The organism is Billgrantia zhangzhouensis, from assembly GCF_021404465.1.
GTDB classification, from domain to species: domain Bacteria; phylum Pseudomonadota; class Gammaproteobacteria; order Pseudomonadales; family Halomonadaceae; genus Halomonas; species Halomonas zhangzhouensis.
Genome location: NZ_JABFTT010000009.1, coordinates 41,127 through 57,668, shown reverse-complemented (window position 1 = coordinate 57,668; position 16,542 = coordinate 41,127). Strand labels below are relative to the sequence as shown.

The window sequence follows — 16,542 nt, the reverse complement described above, 5'->3', positions numbered from 1 at the left end:
CGATGAGCGCCAGAATCCACGCCCGCTATTTCGTCGAAACCCCTTGTGACCTCGAGCATGCCGCCCAGGTGATGGCGGGTGAACAGTCTTCGGGCACCTTTACCCGTCTGGCCAGCGAAACCGATGCACTGCGCACGGCGCACGGTGCCCGGGTCGAGTCCATTCAACACTTGGAAGTCGTCGATCGCCCCTCGCTGCCGATGCGTGCCGACCTGACTCCAACAGTCCGACACGGTTACCAGCGCGCCCTCGTCGAACTCTCCTGGCCTCTCGAGAACTTCGGCCCGTCGTTGCTCAACCTGGTCTCGACGGTAGCCGGTAATCTCTTCGAGCTGAAGGAGTTCTCGGGGCTCAGGCTGCTCGATCTCGAGCTACCCCCGGCCTTCGCCGACGCCTATCCAGGCCCCCAGTTCGGCACCGCGGGGACGCGTCGGCTCAGCGGCGTGGAGCTGGGGCCACTGATCGGCACCATCATCAAGCCGAGCGTCGGCCTGACGCCCGAGCAGACCGCCGAGATGGTCGAGCAGCTGATCGAGGGCGGCATCGACTTCATCAAGGATGACGAACTCCAGGCAAACGGCCCCCACAGCCCGCTCAAGGCGCGGGTCGATGCGATCATGCCGCTGATCAACGCCCATGCCGAGCGCACCGGGAAGAAGGTCATGTACGCCTTCAATATCAGCGGCGACATCGACGAGATGCGCGCGCATCACGACTACGTGGTCGCCGCTGGCGGCACCTGCGTCATGGTGGCGATCAACAGCGTCGGCCTGGCCGGCGTCGCCCAGTTGCGCCGCCACTGCCAGGTCGCCCTGCATGGTCACCGGGCCGGCTGGGGGTTGTACAGCCGCTCGCCGCATATCGGCATCGGTTTCGCTGCCTACCACAAGCTGTGGCGCCTGGCCGGCGTCGACCACATCCACGTCAACGGCCTGCGCAACAAGTTCAGCGAGGAAGATGATAGCGTCATCGCCAGTGCCCAGGCGTGCCAGGCTCCGCTGTTCGGAGCGTCCGCGCCGGACTACACGGTGATGCCGGTCTTCTCGTCGGGGCAGAGCGCCGTCCAGGTGGCAGATACCCATGCCGCCCTGGGCAACAGTGACCTGATCTACTGCTGCGGCGGCGGCATCATGGCCCACCCTGGCGGCATCGCCGGCGGGGTAGCCAGCCTGCGCCAGGCCTGGGAAGCGGCCGCAGCCGGCATCGCCCCGGAAATCTATTCGCGTGATCACATCGAACTCGCCCAGGCCATGGAGACCTTCCGCTGATGCCTTCTTCCCTGCTGCTGTCGTACTACGGCGATGACCTGACCGGCTCCACCGACGTCATGGAGGCCCTGAGCCTCGGTGGCATTGCCACCGTGCTGTTCCTCGACCCGCCCAGCGCCGAGCAATTGGCATGCTTCGCCGATTGCCAAGCGATCGGGCTGGCCGGCACCAGCCGCAGCGAGACGCCCGAGTGGATGGATGACCACCTACATCACGCCCTCGCCTGGCTGCGCTCGCTCGGGGCCGACCTCTGTCACTACAAGGTCTGCTCGACCTTCGACAGCGCACCAGGCGTGGGAAACATCGGCCGCGCCCTGGAGATCGGCCGGGCGCTGTTCGGCCAGTCATGCGTGCCGCTGGTGGTGGGAGCGCCGCAGCTGAAACGCTATACCGTCTTCGGCCAACACTTCGCCATGTTCCAGGGCGACGTGCACCGCCTCGACCGGCATCCGGTGATGAGCCGCCATCCGGTCACTCCCATGGGAGAGGCCGACCTGCGCCGCCACCTGGCTGGCCAGACCGAACTCTCCATCGGCTTGGCAGACCTGCTGTGTCTTGCGCAGCCGGATATCGATGAGCGCATCGACCGACTGAGCGCAGGCCATCAAGTGCTGCTCTACGATGTACTCGACACCCGACATCAGGCCGAGGTTGGACACCAGCTATGGCGTACCCGCCAGCCCCGAGGCAGCTACGTGGTGGGCTCATCCGGCGTCGAATACGCACTGCTCGAAGCCTGGCGCCGGCAGCAGCGGGTTCCGGCCACGGTGCCTTCCTTCACGCCGCCGGGCGCGGTGGATCAGCTCGCCGTGGTCTCGGGTAGCTGTTCTGAGGTCACCGCCCGCCAGATCCGCTGGGCCGAAGCCAACGGCTTTCGCGCCATTGGCCTGGACGTAGCCGGCCTGATCGGTGACGAACATGGGGAAGGCGTCATGCAGGCGGTACTGGAAGCGGCCGGTGACGCCCTGGCCGATGGCATGAGCGTTATCGTGCATACCGCCATGGGACCGGAGACGAATGCCTCGGCGGTGACACAGGGGGACCCGCAGGCACGTCATCGCATTGGGCGCTCGTTGGGCCAACTGCTGCGCCGGTTGGTCGAGATTCACGGGCTGCGCCGGGTCGCCATCGCCGGAGGGGATACCTCGAGCCACGCCCTGCGCGAGCTTAACATCCACGCCCTGACGACCCGCCTGCCACTGCCGGAGACCCCCGGTTCGCCGCTGTGTCGTGCCTACAGCGACGACCCAACCTTCGACGGGCTCGAGATCGCCCTCAAGGGAGGGCAGATAGGCTCAGACGCCTACTTCGTCAATCTTCGCAACGGGCGGGCATGAGCCATACCACCCGCTTGCCGATGCCCTTGCCGGTAAAGAGCCCGCAGAAGGCGCGGGGCCAGGCCTCGAGACCGTGGAGTACATCAAGCGGCGCCACCGGATCGAGCCCAGCCATCTCGGCCTGGAAGCGGGCCCAATGCTCGGGCTCATGGCCCGGCACCACGAAGGGCACGAGCCGTCCTCCGATCGCTTGCAGGCGGGCAAGGTTGGGCGGCGCCCGGCGCGGTTCGGGGTCGTGATACTGGCTGATCAAGCCACACAGTACCACCCGCCCGCAGGGTCGCAGCCGCTCGATGGCCGCCTCGAAGACGGCCCCACCCAGACTCTCGAAATCCAGGTCGATTCCCTCCGGGGCCGCTTCGGCCAAGGCCTCGGCAAAGCCTTCCGGATCACGATCGTCGAGAGTCGCCGCCACGCCCAGTCTCTCGCGCAGCCAGGTACGCTTGGCGGCGCTGCCGGCACTCGCTATCACTCGGGCGCCGGCCCGATGGGCCAATTGGACGGCCAAACTGCCCTACTGCGCCGGCAGCCGCCGACACCAACACCGTCTCGCCGGGCTGCGGCCGGCCATAGTGACGCATGCCCAGCCAGGCAGTGAAACCGGTCATGCCGTGTTCGTGGAGCCAACGCTCGGGGAGCGGGGTCATGGCGGGTAGGCAGAGCGGCAACAGGGCATCCGGCTTGGGTACCCTCAAGTGCACCCGATCGGCTACCGGCAGGTGACCCACCACCCAGTCGCCCTCCCGCCAGCGCCCACGGCTACGCCGGATACGGGCAAGCCCCCAGGCGGAGAGCGGCGTTCCCGGCCCCCACTTGGCCAGATAGCCGTAGCCTTCGGGCTGCATGCGGGTACGCATATAGGGGTCCACGGAGAGCCCGTGCACTTCGAGTTCCACCTGGCCTTGCAGGAGCGGTGGCAGCGGCATCTCACGTAGTACGAAATCGGAGGTTTCAGGGATACCCTCCGGACGCCGCGCAAGATGCCAGCACAAGGTCGAAACGGGCATGCTGCCTACAGCGAGCGGCGCAGCTCGGCCAGCACCGGCTCCGTCTCCGGACGCCTATTGCGCCACAGGAAGAACGATTCCGCGGCCTGCTCCACCAGCATGCCGAGACCGTCGATAGAGCGGGCACCGTGTTCGGCGGCCCAGTGCAGGAAAACGGTGAGTTCGGCGCCGTACATCATGTCGTAAGCGGTGGCGCCCTCGGCGAACAGGTCGTCAGGCAACGGTGGCAGGTCGCCGGCCAGGCTGGCGCTGGTGCCGTTGATCACCAGGTCGAAGGGGCCGACCACAGCGCCGAAGCCGCCGCCACTAATCGTGCCGAGATCTCCGAAGTCGGCAGCCAGTGCCTCGGCCTTCTCGGCGGTGCGGTTGGCGATCAACAGGCTCGCCGGCCCGGCGGCCAGCAGCGGCTCCAGCACGCCACGCACCGCCCCACCGGCTCCCAGCACCAGGATACGAGCACCGGCCAGGTTCACTCCGTGGCGCGTCAGGTCGCGCACTAGGCCGATGCCATCGGTGGTGTCGCCGTATGTAAGACCGTTCTTGCCCAGCAACAGCGTGTTCACCGCGCCGGCCCGACGGGCGCGCTGGCTCGGGGTGTCGCAGAGGCGGAAGGCCTCCTCCTTGAACGGCACGGTAACGTTGCCCCCCCGCCCACCTTCGGCCGTGAACCTGCGCCAGGCGCCGGTAAAGTCGTCAAGTGGCGCCGCGATGGCGGTATATTCGATTGCCTCTCCCGTCTGCGCGGCGAAGGCGGCGTGGATCGCCGGCGACTTCGAGTGCGAGATGGGGTTGCCAAAGACGCAGTAACGGTCAGTCATGAAGAGATTCCTCATACATGGGGAAGCGTCTGAATAGCTATCGAGCGACATGAAGCGCAAGGCGCCCGGAGCGCAGCAACCGGAGCCTATGGGTTATAGGTGAGGATTGCGACGGTCCGACGCTTCGGCACCGCGTAACGCAGCGATTCGGTCGCGCAGATGCTTAGTCAGCGCTTTCCCCCAGCCAGTCGCGGGGGTGTAGATACTCCCGATACAGCACCTCTTCGGCGCTGCCCGGTTCGGGCGTCCAGCCATACTCCCAGCGCGCCAATGGTGGCATCGACATCAGAATCGATTCGGTGCGTCCACCGCTCTGCAACCCGAACAGGGTGCCGCGGTCCCACACCAGATTGAATTCCACGTAGCGTCCGCGGCGGTAGAGCTGGAAGTCGCGCTCATGTTCGCTCCATGGTGTATCGCGCCGGCGCCGTACGATGGGAAGGTAGGCATCGAGGAAGGCATCTCCCACCGCACGCTGGAAGGCGAAGCTGGTATCGAAGCCCCACTCGTTGAAGTCATCGAAGAACAACCCACCCACGCCGCGGGTCTCCTCGCGATGCTTGAGGTAGAAATACTCGTCGCACCACGCCTTGAAACGCGGGTAGACCTCTGCGCCAAAGGGGGCGCAGGCGTCACGGGCCACCCGGTGCCAGTGCACCACGTCCTCGTGTACCGGATAGTAGGGGGTGAGATCGAAGCCGCCACCGAACCACCACACCGGCGCCTCGCCCTCCTTCTCGGCAATGAAGAAGCGCACGTTGCCGTGACTGGTCGGCACGTGGGGGTTCTCGGGATGCAGCACCCAGGAGACCCCCACCGCATGGAAGCCACGCCCGGCAAGCTGGGGCCGTGCCGCCGTGGCCGAGGGCGGCAGTTGGTCGCCGTAGACGTGGGAGAAATTGACCCCGCCTTTCTCGAATACCCGGCCGTGCTCGATCACCCGCGAGCGCCCTCCCCCTCCCGCTTCGCGCTGCCAGCTCTCCTCGCGAAAGCCGGCACCGCCATCCTCCCCGGCCAGGCCGGCACACAGCCGATCCTGGAGGTCGAGAAGATAGCTCTTCACCGTTTCGAGATTGGCTCGCGCCATGTCACTCCCCGCTCATGTCGCCGTTCATTGCCGAATGGCCAGGCACGGCCATTCGGCAGCGTTACCGGTCAGGCGCGCAGCACCTGGCCGCTGATCAGATCACGAATAGTGCTGGGCTTGTCATGCCCGCCCAGCTCACCCTCGACGATGGCGTCGAGTTCATCGCCGAAGATCTCGCGGACCTCCGCGGCGCTCATGGCCGAGGGCTCGCTGGCCTTGTTGGCCGAGGTCGAAACGACCGGCCCACCGAAGGCCCGGCACAGAGCCGCCACGTCGGGATGAGCACTGACGCGCAGCGCCACGCAGTCGTGCGCACCACGCACCAGCGGGTGGGTACGGCCATTGTCCGGGACCAGCCAGGTATTGGGACCCGGCCAACTGGTCACCAGCGGGGCATGCAACTCCGGCGCCAGCCCCTCGAGCCAGGGGCCGAACTGCTCGATGGATGCCGCCACCAGGATCAACCCCTTGGCAGGGTCGCGTTCCTTGAGACGCAGCAAATGCGCCACGGCCTCGTCGTTATCGGGGTCGCAGCCCAAGCCCCATACGCCCTCGGTAGGATAGGCAATCACGCCCCCGGCACGCAGCGCAGCAACGGCGGCATCGAGTGATTCGGCCACGGTCATGGCTCTCCTGCCTGCTGATTCGTCAATTGAGGTGCCATCGCCTTGCCACGGCAGCCCGTGAGAGGGTCGTCATGCTAGCACGCCTGGGCGTTCTCAGGCAGACGTACCCAGCCGCCGGGCGCTTGAGCGGCACGCCCCTCGAGTTCAAGCTCCAGCAACCGTCGCTGGCAATCGGGCACGCTCAAGCCAGTCAGGTTTACCAGCGCATCGAGCGGTGAGGGCGCGTCGCTGAGCCAGCGCAGTAGCGGATCGCCAACGTCATTCACGTGATCCGATCTCTCGACCGAGGCGAACGGGGCGACCGATACCGCCCACTGGCTCAGTTCCTCGAGCATGTCGTCGACATGACGCACCAGTACGGCACCATCACGAATCAGTTTCAAACACCCCCTGGCCTGGGGATTGTGGATCGAGCCGGGCAGCGCAAAAACCTCGCGGTTTTGCTCCATGGCCAGCCGTGCGCTGACCAGCGAGCCGCTCTTCTCGGCAGCCTCCACCACCAGCACACCCAACGAAATGCCGGTGACGATGCGGTTGCGACGGGGAAAGAAACCCGCCCGTGCGCGAGTCCCGGGCGGATGCTCCGAGAGGATCAGCCCGCCTCGCTCGAGCAGTTGCTGGTAGAGGCGCGCATGGCGCGGCGGGTAGATCACGTCGACACCGCAGCCGAGTACCGCCACGCTGCGCCCGCCGGTCTCCAGCGCGGCCTGCTGCGCCGCCCCGTCGACACCCAGCGCCAAGCCGCTGACGACGCACCAGTCGCGACTGGCCAGCTCGCGACCGAAAGCGGCGGCGTTGGCCAATCCCTCACGAGTGGGCCGACGCGAGCCGACGATGGCAAGCTTGGGCGGCCGAAGGGCAGCCAGGTCGCCCAGCGCCCAAAGCACCAGCGGCGGATCGCCGATCTGCTCCAGCAGTGCCGGCCAGGCAGAGTGGCCCGGGTGGAGCAGATGGCGCCCGGGCGCAGCCGTCAGCCAGGCCAGGTCGGCTTCGACTGCCTGGAGCAACGGGCTGCGGGCAGGATGGTCGAGCCACAGGCGCAGCATCGTCGCTGCCTGACGTGGCAGGCAACCCAACCACCCTTCGGGCCAGTCCGGGGCGGCAGCCACCATCTCGGCCAGCCGAGCCGTGCCCATGCCCGGCAGCCGTATCAGCGCCAGCCAGTCGCGCTGAGTCGGCATTTGCTGCGCGGTACTCATCGCAATGCCATCCCGCGACGAGAATTGAGAATGCGATCGCCGACCTCCAGCGTGCGGCTCGCCTGCATCACCAGTCCATAGCTCATCTTCTCGAAGGGCCGGAACACCATGATCAATCCGGCATCCGTGCCCGGCAGGCGCAGCGACTCACCGGTTCGGGGGTCGATGACGCGCTCGCCCTGCTGCTCGACCTCAAGCACATGCCCCGTTTCGAGACCGTCACGCCGCCCCCGGTCCAGCGCCACTACCTGCAGCCGGCCAATGAAGCGTACCCCACCCGGTACGGCGAGGATGGTCCCGTCGACGTCGCGGTCCGGTGCACGGGGCATGAACTCGCTGACCAACTCCCGCTCTTCCAGCGGCAGCAGGATATCGTCGTTGCGCACCTCCTGGCTGGCGGACAGGATCTCGATCACGGCGATACCGTTCACGCTACGCTCGACCAGGGCCTGGCCGATGCCGATCAGTTCGAGTCCCAGGATCTCGCCTGTCGCGGCATTGCTGTAACGGTCGCCAACGCGGTAAAGACCATAGCGCTGTCCGTGCTGCAGCTCACCACGGGCATAGATGCGGTCGCCGGGGCCGCTGATGATACGCCGATCGTGACCGGCCACCACGTAGGCCAACTCATCCAACGCCGCCGGGTCATCAACCACGCGGTGGTCGCGCAGGAAATGGCGTACGGCATCCAGTGGAATCGGCTCCACCGCCTCGTGTGCCGGGACGCGCTGCATCTCGGGGGAAAGCGCCACGTTCCCCTGGGCCTGGGCCATGTTTGTCGTCATCAGCAGCACGAAGCCACCAAGCCAGATCCACCCTCCGTTCCAAGCACTGCCTTGGCGCCGCTGCGCATTCCCCACCATCCCCCACTCCCTTGTCCGAGATGTCCTACTCGGCACGCTTCACCCCACCGGGAACTGGCATGCCGTGTTATAGTCCAATGCTATCGAATTGATAACGCGTGCCAGCGGTTTCCCCCTGGCTTGCCACCCCCTAGAATATAGGGGCAAGTTCCGAATGACAGCATAAACGGTGGTTCCAACGCCATGGCCAAATTGACTATCCTCGAATTTCCCGACGAGCGGCTGCGCACCAAGGCAGCGCCGGTCGAGACGGTTGATGACGAGGTGCGCCGGCTGGTCGATGACATGCTCGAGACCATGTACGACGCTTCCGGCATCGGGCTGGCCGCCACCCAGGTGGACGTTCACCGGCGCGTGATCGTCATGGATGTCAGCGAAGAGCGGGCCAGCCCCCTCGTGCTGATCAACCCCGAGTACACGCCCATTGGCGAAGAACGCGAGCTGATGTCCGAGGGCTGCCTGTCGATTCCCGAGTACTACGCCGAGGTACCGCGCGCGCTCAAGGTCAATCTCAAGGCACTGGACCGCGACGGCAAACCTTACGAACTCGAGGCCGACGGCCTGCTGGCCCACTGCATCCAGCATGAATGCGATCATCTCGAGGGTGTGCTGTTCGTCGACTATCTCTCGCCGCTCAAGCGCGACCGCGTGCTGAAGAAGATGCAGAAGCGCCACAAGCTGATGCAGTCCGCCTGATTCACCTCACGATACGCTTCAGAAGGCCGACGTCCTGCGTCGGCCTTCGTCGTTGTGGTTTGCCTCCGTTATGATGAGGGCAATCGTCCACTGGCAAGGCTCGAAACATGTCCCGATCTCTGCGCGTCATCTTCGCCGGCACCCCTGATTTTGCCGCGGCCAGTCTGAGAGCCCTGTGGGATAGCCGGCATCAGGTCGTCGCCGTGTATACCCAGCCCGACCGCCCGGCCGGCAGGGGCCGCAAACTGACTGCCAGCCCCGTCAAATCGCTCGCCCTCGAGCACAGGCTGCCGATCCTTCAGCCCGAGACGCTGAAGAGCGCCGAGGTGCAGGCCGAGCTGGCCGCCTTCGACGCCGACATCATGGTGGTGGTGGCCTACGGGCTGATTCTACCGCAGGCAGTGCTCGACACCCCCCGGCTCGGCTGTCTCAACGTTCATGCCTCGCTGCTGCCACGCTGGCGTGGTGCCGCCCCGATCCAGCGAGCCATCGAGGCCGGCGACGGCGAGAGCGGCGTGACCATCATGCAGATGGACGCCGGGCTCGACACCGGCGACATGCTGCTGGCAAGACGCACACCGATCACCGCTGCCACCACCGGCGGCGAGCTGCACGACATCCTGGCCGAACTCGGAGGCGAGGCGCTGGTCGAGGCACTGGACTCACTGGCAGGCAAGGGGCTTGCCGCCACGCCACAGCCGGCGGAGGGCGTGACCTATGCCGCCAAGCTCTCCAAGACCGAGGCCGAGCTGGACTTCTCCCGCCCCGCCGTCGAACTGGCCGCCAAGGTGCGCGCCTTCAACCCCTGGCCGGTCGCCTGGTGCGCCTGCGGCGATGAACGCCTGCGTTTGTTGATGGCCGAGGCGGCTCCACGCCACGAGGGCGAACCCGCCGTGATACCGGGCACCCTGCTTGAGCCCGAAGCCGACGCCCTGCGCATCGCCTGCGGCCCGCAGGGCAACGAAGTGCTGCGCGTGACGCGCGCCCAGTTGCCAGGCGGCAAGCCACTGCCGGCCCGCGACCTGCTCAATGCTCGTAGCGAACGCCTGCGAGCCGGCAGCCGCCTGGGCAGTGCGAACGAGGAGAGCGTCTGATGCATCGTTCCACCCCATCCACCCGTGCCGGCAAGAGCGTCCAGGACGGCGGTCAGGCGGTGCGCGTCAGCGCCGCACGAGCCCTGGTGCCCGTCATCACCGGCAAGGGATCGCTCAGTGAGCTGGACGATCACCAGGTAGTGATACGCGACAGGGCACTGTTCAAGGCGATGTGCTACGGCGTGTGTCGCACCCTGCCGCGCCTCGAGGCGCTGGCCGATCGCCTATTGAAAAGCCCGTTCAAGGCTCGCGACGCCGACATCCAGGCTCTGCTGCTGCTGGGCATTTACCAATTGCTCTACCTACGCATCCCGGCGCACGCCGCAGTGGGCGAAACCGCCGGCGCCGCCCGCCAGTTGGGCAAGGAGTGGGCGACCCGAGTACTCAACGGCTGTCTGCGCCGGTTGACCCGGGAATCCACTGCACTGCAGGCCGAGGTCGATCAGGATCCCGCCGTAGCGCTGCTGCATCCGCGCTGGTTGCTCAAGGCCCTGCGCCAGGCCTGGCCCAGCGACTGGCAAGCCATTGCCGAGGCCAACAACCAGCCCGGCCCCATGACCCTGCGCATCAATCGCCGGCACGGCGACCGCGAAGCCTACCTGGCCAGGCTTCAGGTCAGCGGTATCGAAGCACGCCTGTGTGCGCACTCTCCCGATGGGCTGGTACTGGAGAAACCCTGCGACGTCCAGGCGCTACCCGGTTTCGCCGAGGGTGACGTCAGCGTGCAGGACGAAGCCGCACAGCTCGCCGCCGAGTTGCTCGGGCCGGCCCTGGCACCGCGCCCCGGCGGTCGCGTGCTGGATGCCTGCTGCGCCCCCGGCGGCAAGACGGCCCATCTGCTCGAGCTGTTCGACATCGAGCTGCTGGCACTCGACAGCGATGCCGTACGCCTGGCCCGGGTCGAGGAGACGCTGGAACGTCTCGGCCTTTCGGCCACGCTGGTACATGCTGATGCCACACAGCGCGACTGGTGGGACGGCACGCCCTTCGATGCCATTCTGCTCGACGCTCCCTGCTCCGGCACCGGCGTGATCCGTCGCCACCCCGACATCAAGCGGCTGCGGCGCCCTTCCGATATCGCCAAACTGGCCGAGCTGCAGGCGCACCTGCTCGACAACCTGTGGCCACTGCTGCGCCCAGGCGGCACGCTGCTCTATGCGACCTGCTCGGTACTGCGCGAGGAAAACGACGAGCAGGTGCGCGCCTTCCTCGAACGCACCGGCAATGCCGCGGTCACTACACCCGAGGAAGTGAACTGGGGACGTTTGACCGGACCAGGACGACAACTGTTACCGGAACCCGAGAGTCATGACGGCTTCTTTTATGCCAGACTGAGGAAGCGGGGCTGACCCGGCCCCCATCATTCGTTCACTGAGCAAGGAGCCCCCATGAGCGACCACGTCTACAAGCACATCGAGCTGACCGGCTCTTCGGAGAAAGGCATCGAGGACGCCATCCAGCGCGCCCTCGACAAGGCTTCCCAATCCCTTCACGGCATGCGCTGGTTCGAGGTCGTGGATACCCGCGGACACATCGAGAATGGCCGCGTCGGTCATTGGCAGGTCACCCTCAAGGTGGGCTTCACTCTCGACTGACAACGGCCTTGCCGCGTGAACCTGTTACATCACCTTCGGCTGGTTTATGCTAGCCACGGATGCTGCGGCGCCATATCGGCGTCGCAGAGTCGTTCGAAGGCCCGATAGCATATGAAGATCATCATCCTGGGCGCCGGTCAGGTCGGCGGCACGCTGGCCGAGCACCTGGCCCGTGAGGAGAATGACATCACCGTCGTGGATGTCGACGGCGAGCGTCTGCGCGAGCTGCACACCCGCCTCGATATCCGTACCGTGACCGGCCCCGCCTCCTATCCGGTGGTGCTACGCCAGGCCGGCTGCGAAGACGCCGACATGCTAATCGCGGTGACCAGCCAGGACGAAGTCAACATGATCGCTTGTCAGGTCGCCCACACGCTGTTCCGCACGCCGACCAAGATCGCCCGAGTGCGCGCCACCGCCTACCTGACCCGCAAGGGGCTGTTCGCCCACGACGCAGTGCCCATCGACGTGCTCATCAGTCCCGAACAGGTAGTCACCGATCATATTCGCCGTTTGATCGAGCATCCCGGCGCGCTGCAGGTACTGGAATTCGCCGGCGGCCTGGTGCAGTTGGTGGCGGTCAAGGCCTACTACGGCGGCCCGCTGGTGGGCCAGGACCTCGGCTTCCTGCGCCGCCACATGCCCAGCGTCGACACCAGGGTGGCGGCCATCTACCGCCGCAACCGACCGATCATCCCACATGGCGATACCGTGATCGAGGCCGATGACGAGGTCTTCTTCATCGCCGCCAGACGCGACATCCGCGCGGTGATGAGCGAGCTGCGCCGGGTCGACCGCAACTTCCGCCGGGTGGTGATCGCCGGTGGCGGCAACATCGGCGAGCGACTCGCCGAACATCTCGAACACAGCCACCAGGTCAAGATCATCGAACACGGCCTGGAGCGCTGTACCGTCCTCTCCGAGCGTCTCAACCGCACCGTGGTCCTGCACGGCAGCGCGACCAACAAGCGCCTGCTGGAGGAGGAAAACATCGAGGAGTGCGATATCTTCTGTGCGCTGACCAACGACGACGAGGTCAACATCATGTCATCGATGCTGGCCAAGCGAATGGGTGCCAAGAAGGTGCTGACGCTGATCAACAACGCCGCCTATGTGGATCTGGTGCAGGGCGGCGAGATCGACATCGCCATCTCACCGCAGCAGGCCACCATCGGCAGTCTGCTGACCCATGTGCGCCGCGGCGACATCGTCAACGTGCACTCGCTGCGCCGCGGCGCGGCGGAGGCGATCGAGGCGATTGCCCATGGCGACACGCAATCGTCCAAGGTGGTGGGACGCGCCATCGGTGAGATCGACCTGCCTCGCGGCACCACCATCGGCGCCATCGTGCGCGGCAAGGAGGTGCTGATCGCCCATGATGACGTGGTGGTGGAAACCGGCGATCACCTGATTCTGTTCGTGATCGACAAGCGGCGCATTCGCGACGTCGAGCGCCTGTTCCAGGTCGGCCTGACCTTCTTCTGATGCCTGGTCACATGATACTTCGCGACGCAAGGAACGCCGCCCGATGAGCCTGCGAGTCATCCTGCGCATCCTCGGCCTGCTGCTGATGATGTTCAGTCTGACCATGCTGCCGCCAGTTCTGGTCTCGCTGCTGTTCGGCGACGAGCAGTGGCAGGCGTTCATCATCGCCATCCTGATCACCGTGCTGACCGGCATGGTGATCTACCTGCCCAACCGCAACGCTCACAAGGAGCTACGCATTCGCGACGGCTTTCTCATTGCCGCGCTGTTCTGGAGCGTGCTGGGGCTGTTCGGTTCGCTGCCTTTCATGCTCACCGGCGATGCCGCCCTGAGCCCCACCGATGCGGTATTCGAATCCTTCTCGGGGCTGACCACCACCGGCGCCAGCGTGATCACCGGCATCGAGTTCCTGCCCGAGTCGGTGCTCTACTACCGCCAGCAGTTGCAGTGGCTCGGCGGCATGGGGATAGTGGTGCTGGCGGTGGCGATCCTGCCCACGCTCGGGGTCGGCGGCATGGCGCTCTATCGCACCGAGATCCCGGGGCCGCTGAAGGACTCCAAGCTGACCCCTCGCATCACCGAAACGGCCAAGGCGCTGTGGTACATCTATGCGGCACTGACGTTGACCTGCTTCCTGGCCTACATGGCCGCCGGCATGAACTGGTTCGATGCTCTCGGGCACAGTTTCTCCACCGTGGCCATCGGCGGGTTTTCCACCTACGACGCCAGCATCGGCCATTTCGACAGCGTCCTGATCGAGCTGATCTGCATGTTCTTCCTGATCGTCTCGGCCATGAGTTTCAGTCTTCACTTCCTGGCCTGGCGCGGCCGTCAGTTGAAGCACTATCTGCAAGACCCCGAGGCCCGCTTCCTGCTGCTCTTCCTCGCCGGGCTCGCCGTCATCGCCGTGGTCTCGCTGTGGCTGACCGGCACCCACGACACCGAACGCGGGTTGCGACACGGGCTGTTCGAAGCGGTTTCGATCGCCACGACCTCCGGCTTCGGCGTGGACGACTTCTCGGCTTGGCCGGGCGCACTGCCCTTCCTGCTGTTCATGGCCGCTTTCGTCGGCGGCTGCTCCGGCTCCACCGGTGGCGGCATGAAGGTGATCCGTATCATCCTGATCCTCAAGCAGGGCATGCGCGAGGTGATGCGGCTGATCCATCCCAGCGCGGTGATTGCGGTAAAAGTGGGCAAGGTGAGCGTCCCCGACGGCATCGCCCAGGCAGTGTGGGGCTTCTTCTCGGCCTACCTGATGCTGTTCTTCCTGATGCTGGTGGGCGTGATGGCCACCGGGGTCGATCAGGTCACCGCCTGGTCGACGGTGGCCTCAACGCTCAACAATCTCGGCCCTGCCCTCGGCGAGGCGTCCGAGAACTACGGCGAACTTCCCCAGCTCGCCAAGTGGATCCTGGTAGTGGCCATGCTGCTCGGCCGCCTGGAAATCTTTACCGTGCTGGTACTGTTTACGCCCGCCTTTTGGCGCAAGTAGTAGTGGTAGTACTGATTTATTGCTGCGCTCGCGACCTAAATCAGCCCTTCCACAGGAAGCTACGGCGAAGCATTGACGAACGCTTCTGGTTTGGCCCGTCAGCGAGCTTCGTGGATAATCGGGTCTTCATCCCTTGCGACCCGAGCGTTCATGACCGACTCCCAGGAACCCGTGACCGACCCGCGCCAGGAAGGCGCCTTCAGCGGCCCCCATCGCGTCGTCGAGGTGGGCGGCACCCGTTATACCCTGCTGGGCACCGCGCACGTTTCGGCCCAGAGCGCCGAGGACGTGCGTCGGCTGATCCGCTCCGGCGAGTTCGACGCCGTCGCCATCGAGCTGTGCGATGCGCGCCACCACAACCTCAGCAACCCGGACGCTCTGGCCCAGCAGGATCTGTTCGAGATCTTCCGCCAGGGCAAGGCCGGCATGGTTGCCGCCAACCTGGCGCTGGGCGCCTTCCAGCAGCGCGTGGCCGAGCAGTCCGGTATCGAACCGGGCGCCGAGATGCGCGCGGCTCTGGAAGAGGCGCGTGACCATGAGCTGCCGCTGCTGCTGATCGACCGCGACGTCGGCATCACGCTCAAGCGCATCTACCACAGCGTGCCGTGGTGGCAGCGCATGTCGCTGTTCACCGGACTGCTCGGCAGCGTGATGTCGCGCCAGGAGATCAAACCCGAAGAGATCGAGCGACTCAAGGAAGGAGACGTGCTGGAATCGACTTTCAGCGAGTTCGCCGCCGAATCGGAAGCGCTCTACGCCCCGCTGATCTCCGAACGCGACCGCTACATGGTGCTGCGTCTGGCGGAGCAGGCGCCTCCCGGGCGCTACCGCAACGTGCTGGTAGTGATCGGCGCCGGGCACATGAAGGGTATGGTCGAGCACTTCGACGCCCCCCTGCCCGCCGAGCCGGAAGTGGAACGTCGAGCCCTGGAAGCCACGCCGCCGCCGTCGAAACTGTGGCGCGCCCTGCCATGGCTGATCACGGCGCTGGTATTGACCGGGTTCGCCATTGGCTTCTCGCGCAATACCGAACTCGGTTGGCAACTGGTCGCAGAGTGGTTTCTGATCAACGGTGTGCTCTCGGGGCTGGCCACGCTGATCGCCCTGGCCCACCCGCTCACCGTCGTGGCCACCATGTTCGCCGCGCCGCTGACTTCGCTCAACCCCACCATCGGCGCCGGCTTCGTTGCCGCCGGGGTCGAACTATGGATGCGCAAACCCAAGGTGCAGGATTTTTCGATGCTGCGCCACGATGTCACCGAGCTGAAGGGCTGGTGGCGCAACCGCGTCTCGCGCACGTTGCTGGTGTTCCTGTTCGCCACCCTGGGTTCCGCCGCCGGCACTTGGGTGGCAGGCTTCCGCATCGCCGGAGCATTGTTGGGGAGCGGGGGCTAACCGCCTCCCTCCTCGCCTTCCTCGTCGCGCTTCACCGCATAGCTGGCCTGGCGTTCTTTCGAGTCGCTGCGTTCGGCGAGGGAGAACGCTTCGATGACCTGAGCCACCACCTTGCGCTGCTCCACCGGCAGGGCCAGGTAGCGCCGCAGCACGCGGCGCTCTTCGGCGCTGATCGGCAACTCCCAATCACCGCGCGTCTCGCCTATCCGGCTCTTGCCGTCATCGCCAAAACGCAGCGCCTGCGGCTCGACTCCCAGCCATTCAGCCAGCACCTGTAATTTTTCCTGCTGAGGCAGGGTCTCGCCGCATAGCCAACGCCGCACGCCTTGTAGCGTGACGGGCTTTCCCCAGTAGCGCAGGTTGAATTCGCGCTCCAGCACGGCTGGCCGCGGCTCGTAGCCGGCAGCACGCATGGCGGCGACTAGCCGTTCGGCAAACGCAATCTTCTCATTCATCGGCCAAATGTGCCGCGCGCGCCATCCCCACAGTTAAACCTCAGGTTGCTTTTAAACGACAACAAATGGTTTACTTCCTTTACGTCAGGGTACCCTCTGGGCCATGCCGACCGTCCGGATGACAT

The 16,542-nt window shown here is 65.8% G+C and carries 17 protein-coding genes; 9 read left to right on the top strand and 8 right to left on the bottom strand.

The genetic code is table 11. The features are described from left to right. The first annotated feature begins 2 nt into the window (after nt 1-2). Nucleotides 3-1,268, top strand: a complete 1,266-nt coding sequence (locus HOP51_RS12665; RefSeq protein WP_234274265.1) for a ribulose-bisphosphate carboxylase large subunit family protein — start codon at nt 3-5, stop codon at nt 1,266-1,268. Further along, a complete protein-coding gene (locus HOP51_RS12660; RefSeq protein ID WP_234274264.1) occupies nt 1,268-2,605 on the top strand; it encodes a four-carbon acid sugar kinase family protein in 1,338 nt (445 codons plus the stop codon). Before HOP51_RS12665 ends, HOP51_RS12660 begins: the two co-directional genes overlap by 1 nt. Here the strand turns inward: HOP51_RS12660 and HOP51_RS12655 are convergent. The 7 genes from HOP51_RS12655 to HOP51_RS12625 all read right to left on the bottom strand — a co-directional run bounded on the left by HOP51_RS12655 (nt 2,580) and on the right by HOP51_RS12625 (nt 8,205). Continuing rightward, a complete protein-coding gene (locus tag HOP51_RS12655; protein ID WP_234274263.1) occupies nt 2,580-3,077 on the bottom strand; it encodes a zinc-binding dehydrogenase in 498 nt (165 codons plus the stop codon). The genes HOP51_RS12660 and HOP51_RS12655 overlap by 26 nt on opposite strands. Beyond that, a complete protein-coding gene (locus HOP51_RS12650; protein ID WP_234274262.1) occupies nt 2,995-3,612 on the bottom strand; it encodes an MDR/zinc-dependent alcohol dehydrogenase-like family protein in 618 nt (205 codons plus the stop codon). Before HOP51_RS12650 ends, HOP51_RS12655 begins: the two co-directional genes overlap by 83 nt. Before the next feature lie 5 nt (nt 3,613-3,617). After that, on the bottom strand, nt 3,618-4,430 hold the full coding sequence (aroE, locus tag HOP51_RS12645) for a shikimate dehydrogenase (protein ID WP_234274261.1): 813 nt from the start codon (nt 4,428-4,430) through the stop codon (nt 3,618-3,620). Nucleotides 4,431-4,593: 163 nt separating this feature from the next. Beyond that, nucleotides 4,594-5,517, bottom strand: a complete 924-nt coding sequence (gene hemF / locus HOP51_RS12640) for an oxygen-dependent coproporphyrinogen oxidase (RefSeq protein ID WP_234274259.1) — start codon at nt 5,515-5,517, stop codon at nt 4,594-4,596. Nucleotides 5,518-5,585: 68 nt separating this feature from the next. Beyond that, nucleotides 5,586-6,143, bottom strand: coding sequence for an L-threonylcarbamoyladenylate synthase (locus HOP51_RS12635; protein WP_234274258.1), 558 nt, complete (start codon nt 6,141-6,143; stop codon nt 5,586-5,588). 74 nt (nt 6,144-6,217) lie between these two features. Then, nucleotides 6,218-7,342: a DNA-processing protein DprA gene (dprA, locus tag HOP51_RS12630; protein ID WP_234274256.1), complete on the bottom strand. Its 1,125-nt coding sequence runs from the start codon at nt 7,340-7,342 to the stop codon at nt 6,218-6,220. Next, entirely contained in the window at nt 7,339-8,205 is an 867-nt protein-coding gene (locus HOP51_RS12625; protein WP_234274255.1) for a peptidoglycan-binding protein, read from the bottom strand. Before HOP51_RS12625 ends, dprA begins: the two co-directional genes overlap by 4 nt. Before the next feature lie 183 nt (nt 8,206-8,388). On the opposite strand from HOP51_RS12625, the gene def reads away from it, so the two are divergent. The 7 genes from def (at nt 8,389) to HOP51_RS12590 (ending at nt 15,962) form a co-directional block, all read left to right on the top strand. Continuing rightward, nucleotides 8,389-8,901 (top strand): peptide deformylase, encoded by a 513-nt coding sequence (def, locus tag HOP51_RS12620; protein ID WP_234274254.1) that lies wholly within the window; start codon nt 8,389-8,391, stop codon nt 8,899-8,901. 107 nt (nt 8,902-9,008) lie between these two features. Next, nucleotides 9,009-9,995 (top strand): methionyl-tRNA formyltransferase, encoded by a 987-nt coding sequence (gene fmt, locus HOP51_RS12615; protein WP_234274253.1) that lies wholly within the window; start codon nt 9,009-9,011, stop codon nt 9,993-9,995. After that, nucleotides 9,995-11,344: a 16S rRNA (cytosine(967)-C(5))-methyltransferase RsmB gene (gene rsmB, locus HOP51_RS12610; protein ID WP_234274252.1), complete on the top strand. Its 1,350-nt coding sequence runs from the start codon at nt 9,995-9,997 to the stop codon at nt 11,342-11,344. The genes fmt and rsmB overlap by 1 nt, the downstream gene beginning before the upstream one ends. Nucleotides 11,345-11,383: 39 nt before the next feature. Beyond that, complete coding sequence (locus HOP51_RS12605; RefSeq protein WP_159554621.1) at nt 11,384-11,590, top strand: dodecin; 207 nt, start codon at nt 11,384-11,386, stop codon at nt 11,588-11,590. A gap of 111 nt (nt 11,591-11,701) precedes the next feature. Further along, nucleotides 11,702-13,075 carry a Trk system potassium transporter TrkA gene (gene trkA / locus HOP51_RS12600; RefSeq protein WP_234274251.1) on the top strand — a complete coding sequence of 458 codons (1,374 nt, stop codon included), beginning with the start codon at nt 11,702-11,704 and terminating at the stop codon, nt 13,073-13,075. Between the two features lie 43 nt (nt 13,076-13,118). Continuing rightward, nucleotides 13,119-14,567, top strand: coding sequence for a TrkH family potassium uptake protein (locus HOP51_RS12595; protein ID WP_234274250.1), 1,449 nt, complete (start codon nt 13,119-13,121; stop codon nt 14,565-14,567). Between the two features lie 150 nt (nt 14,568-14,717). Continuing rightward, nucleotides 14,718-15,962 (top strand): TraB/GumN family protein, encoded by a 1,245-nt coding sequence (locus HOP51_RS12590; protein WP_234274249.1) that lies wholly within the window; start codon nt 14,718-14,720, stop codon nt 15,960-15,962. Here the strand turns inward: HOP51_RS12590 and HOP51_RS12585 are convergent. Further along, the gene (locus tag HOP51_RS12585; RefSeq protein ID WP_234274248.1) at nt 15,959-16,417 is read right to left on the bottom strand and encodes a transcriptional regulator; all 459 of its coding nucleotides are present in this window, start codon (nt 16,415-16,417) and stop codon (nt 15,959-15,961) included. The two genes, HOP51_RS12590 and HOP51_RS12585, sit on opposite strands and share 4 nt — an antisense overlap. Nucleotides 16,418-16,542 lie beyond the last annotated feature (125 nt).

What these genes read in the sequence shown, in the direction of transcription:
- HOP51_RS12665 (WP_234274265.1), top strand. Translation starts at nt 3, where the DNA reads ATGAGCGCCAGAATCCACGCCCGCTATTTCGTCGAAACCCCTTGTGAC.
- HOP51_RS12660 (WP_234274264.1), top strand. Translation starts at nt 1,268, where the DNA reads ATGCCTTCTTCCCTGCTGCTGTCGTACTACGGCGATGACCTGACCGGC.
- HOP51_RS12650 (WP_234274262.1), bottom strand. Translation starts at nt 3,612, where the DNA reads ATGCCCGTTTCGACCTTGTGCTGGCATCTTGCGCGGCGTCCGGAGGGT.
- aroE (WP_234274261.1), bottom strand. Translation starts at nt 4,430, where the DNA reads ATGACTGACCGTTACTGCGTCTTTGGCAACCCCATCTCGCACTCGAAG.
- hemF (WP_234274259.1), bottom strand. Translation starts at nt 5,517, where the DNA reads ATGGCGCGAGCCAATCTCGAAACGGTGAAGAGCTATCTTCTCGACCTC.
- HOP51_RS12635 (WP_234274258.1), bottom strand. Translation starts at nt 6,143, where the DNA reads ATGACCGTGGCCGAATCACTCGATGCCGCCGTTGCTGCGCTGCGTGCC.
- dprA (WP_234274256.1), bottom strand. Translation starts at nt 7,342, where the DNA reads ATGAGTACCGCGCAGCAAATGCCGACTCAGCGCGACTGGCTGGCGCTG.
- HOP51_RS12625 (WP_234274255.1), bottom strand. Translation starts at nt 8,205, where the DNA reads ATGGTGGGGAATGCGCAGCGGCGCCAAGGCAGTGCTTGGAACGGAGGG.
- def (WP_234274254.1), top strand. Translation starts at nt 8,389, where the DNA reads ATGGCCAAATTGACTATCCTCGAATTTCCCGACGAGCGGCTGCGCACC.
- fmt (WP_234274253.1), top strand. Translation starts at nt 9,009, where the DNA reads ATGTCCCGATCTCTGCGCGTCATCTTCGCCGGCACCCCTGATTTTGCC.
- rsmB (WP_234274252.1), top strand. Translation starts at nt 9,995, where the DNA reads ATGCATCGTTCCACCCCATCCACCCGTGCCGGCAAGAGCGTCCAGGAC.
- HOP51_RS12605 (WP_159554621.1), top strand. Translation starts at nt 11,384, where the DNA reads ATGAGCGACCACGTCTACAAGCACATCGAGCTGACCGGCTCTTCGGAG.
- trkA (WP_234274251.1), top strand. Translation starts at nt 11,702, where the DNA reads ATGAAGATCATCATCCTGGGCGCCGGTCAGGTCGGCGGCACGCTGGCC.
- HOP51_RS12595 (WP_234274250.1), top strand. Translation starts at nt 13,119, where the DNA reads ATGAGCCTGCGAGTCATCCTGCGCATCCTCGGCCTGCTGCTGATGATG.
- HOP51_RS12590 (WP_234274249.1), top strand. Translation starts at nt 14,718, where the DNA reads ATGACCGACTCCCAGGAACCCGTGACCGACCCGCGCCAGGAAGGCGCC.
- HOP51_RS12585 (WP_234274248.1), bottom strand. Translation starts at nt 16,417, where the DNA reads ATGAATGAGAAGATTGCGTTTGCCGAACGGCTAGTCGCCGCCATGCGT.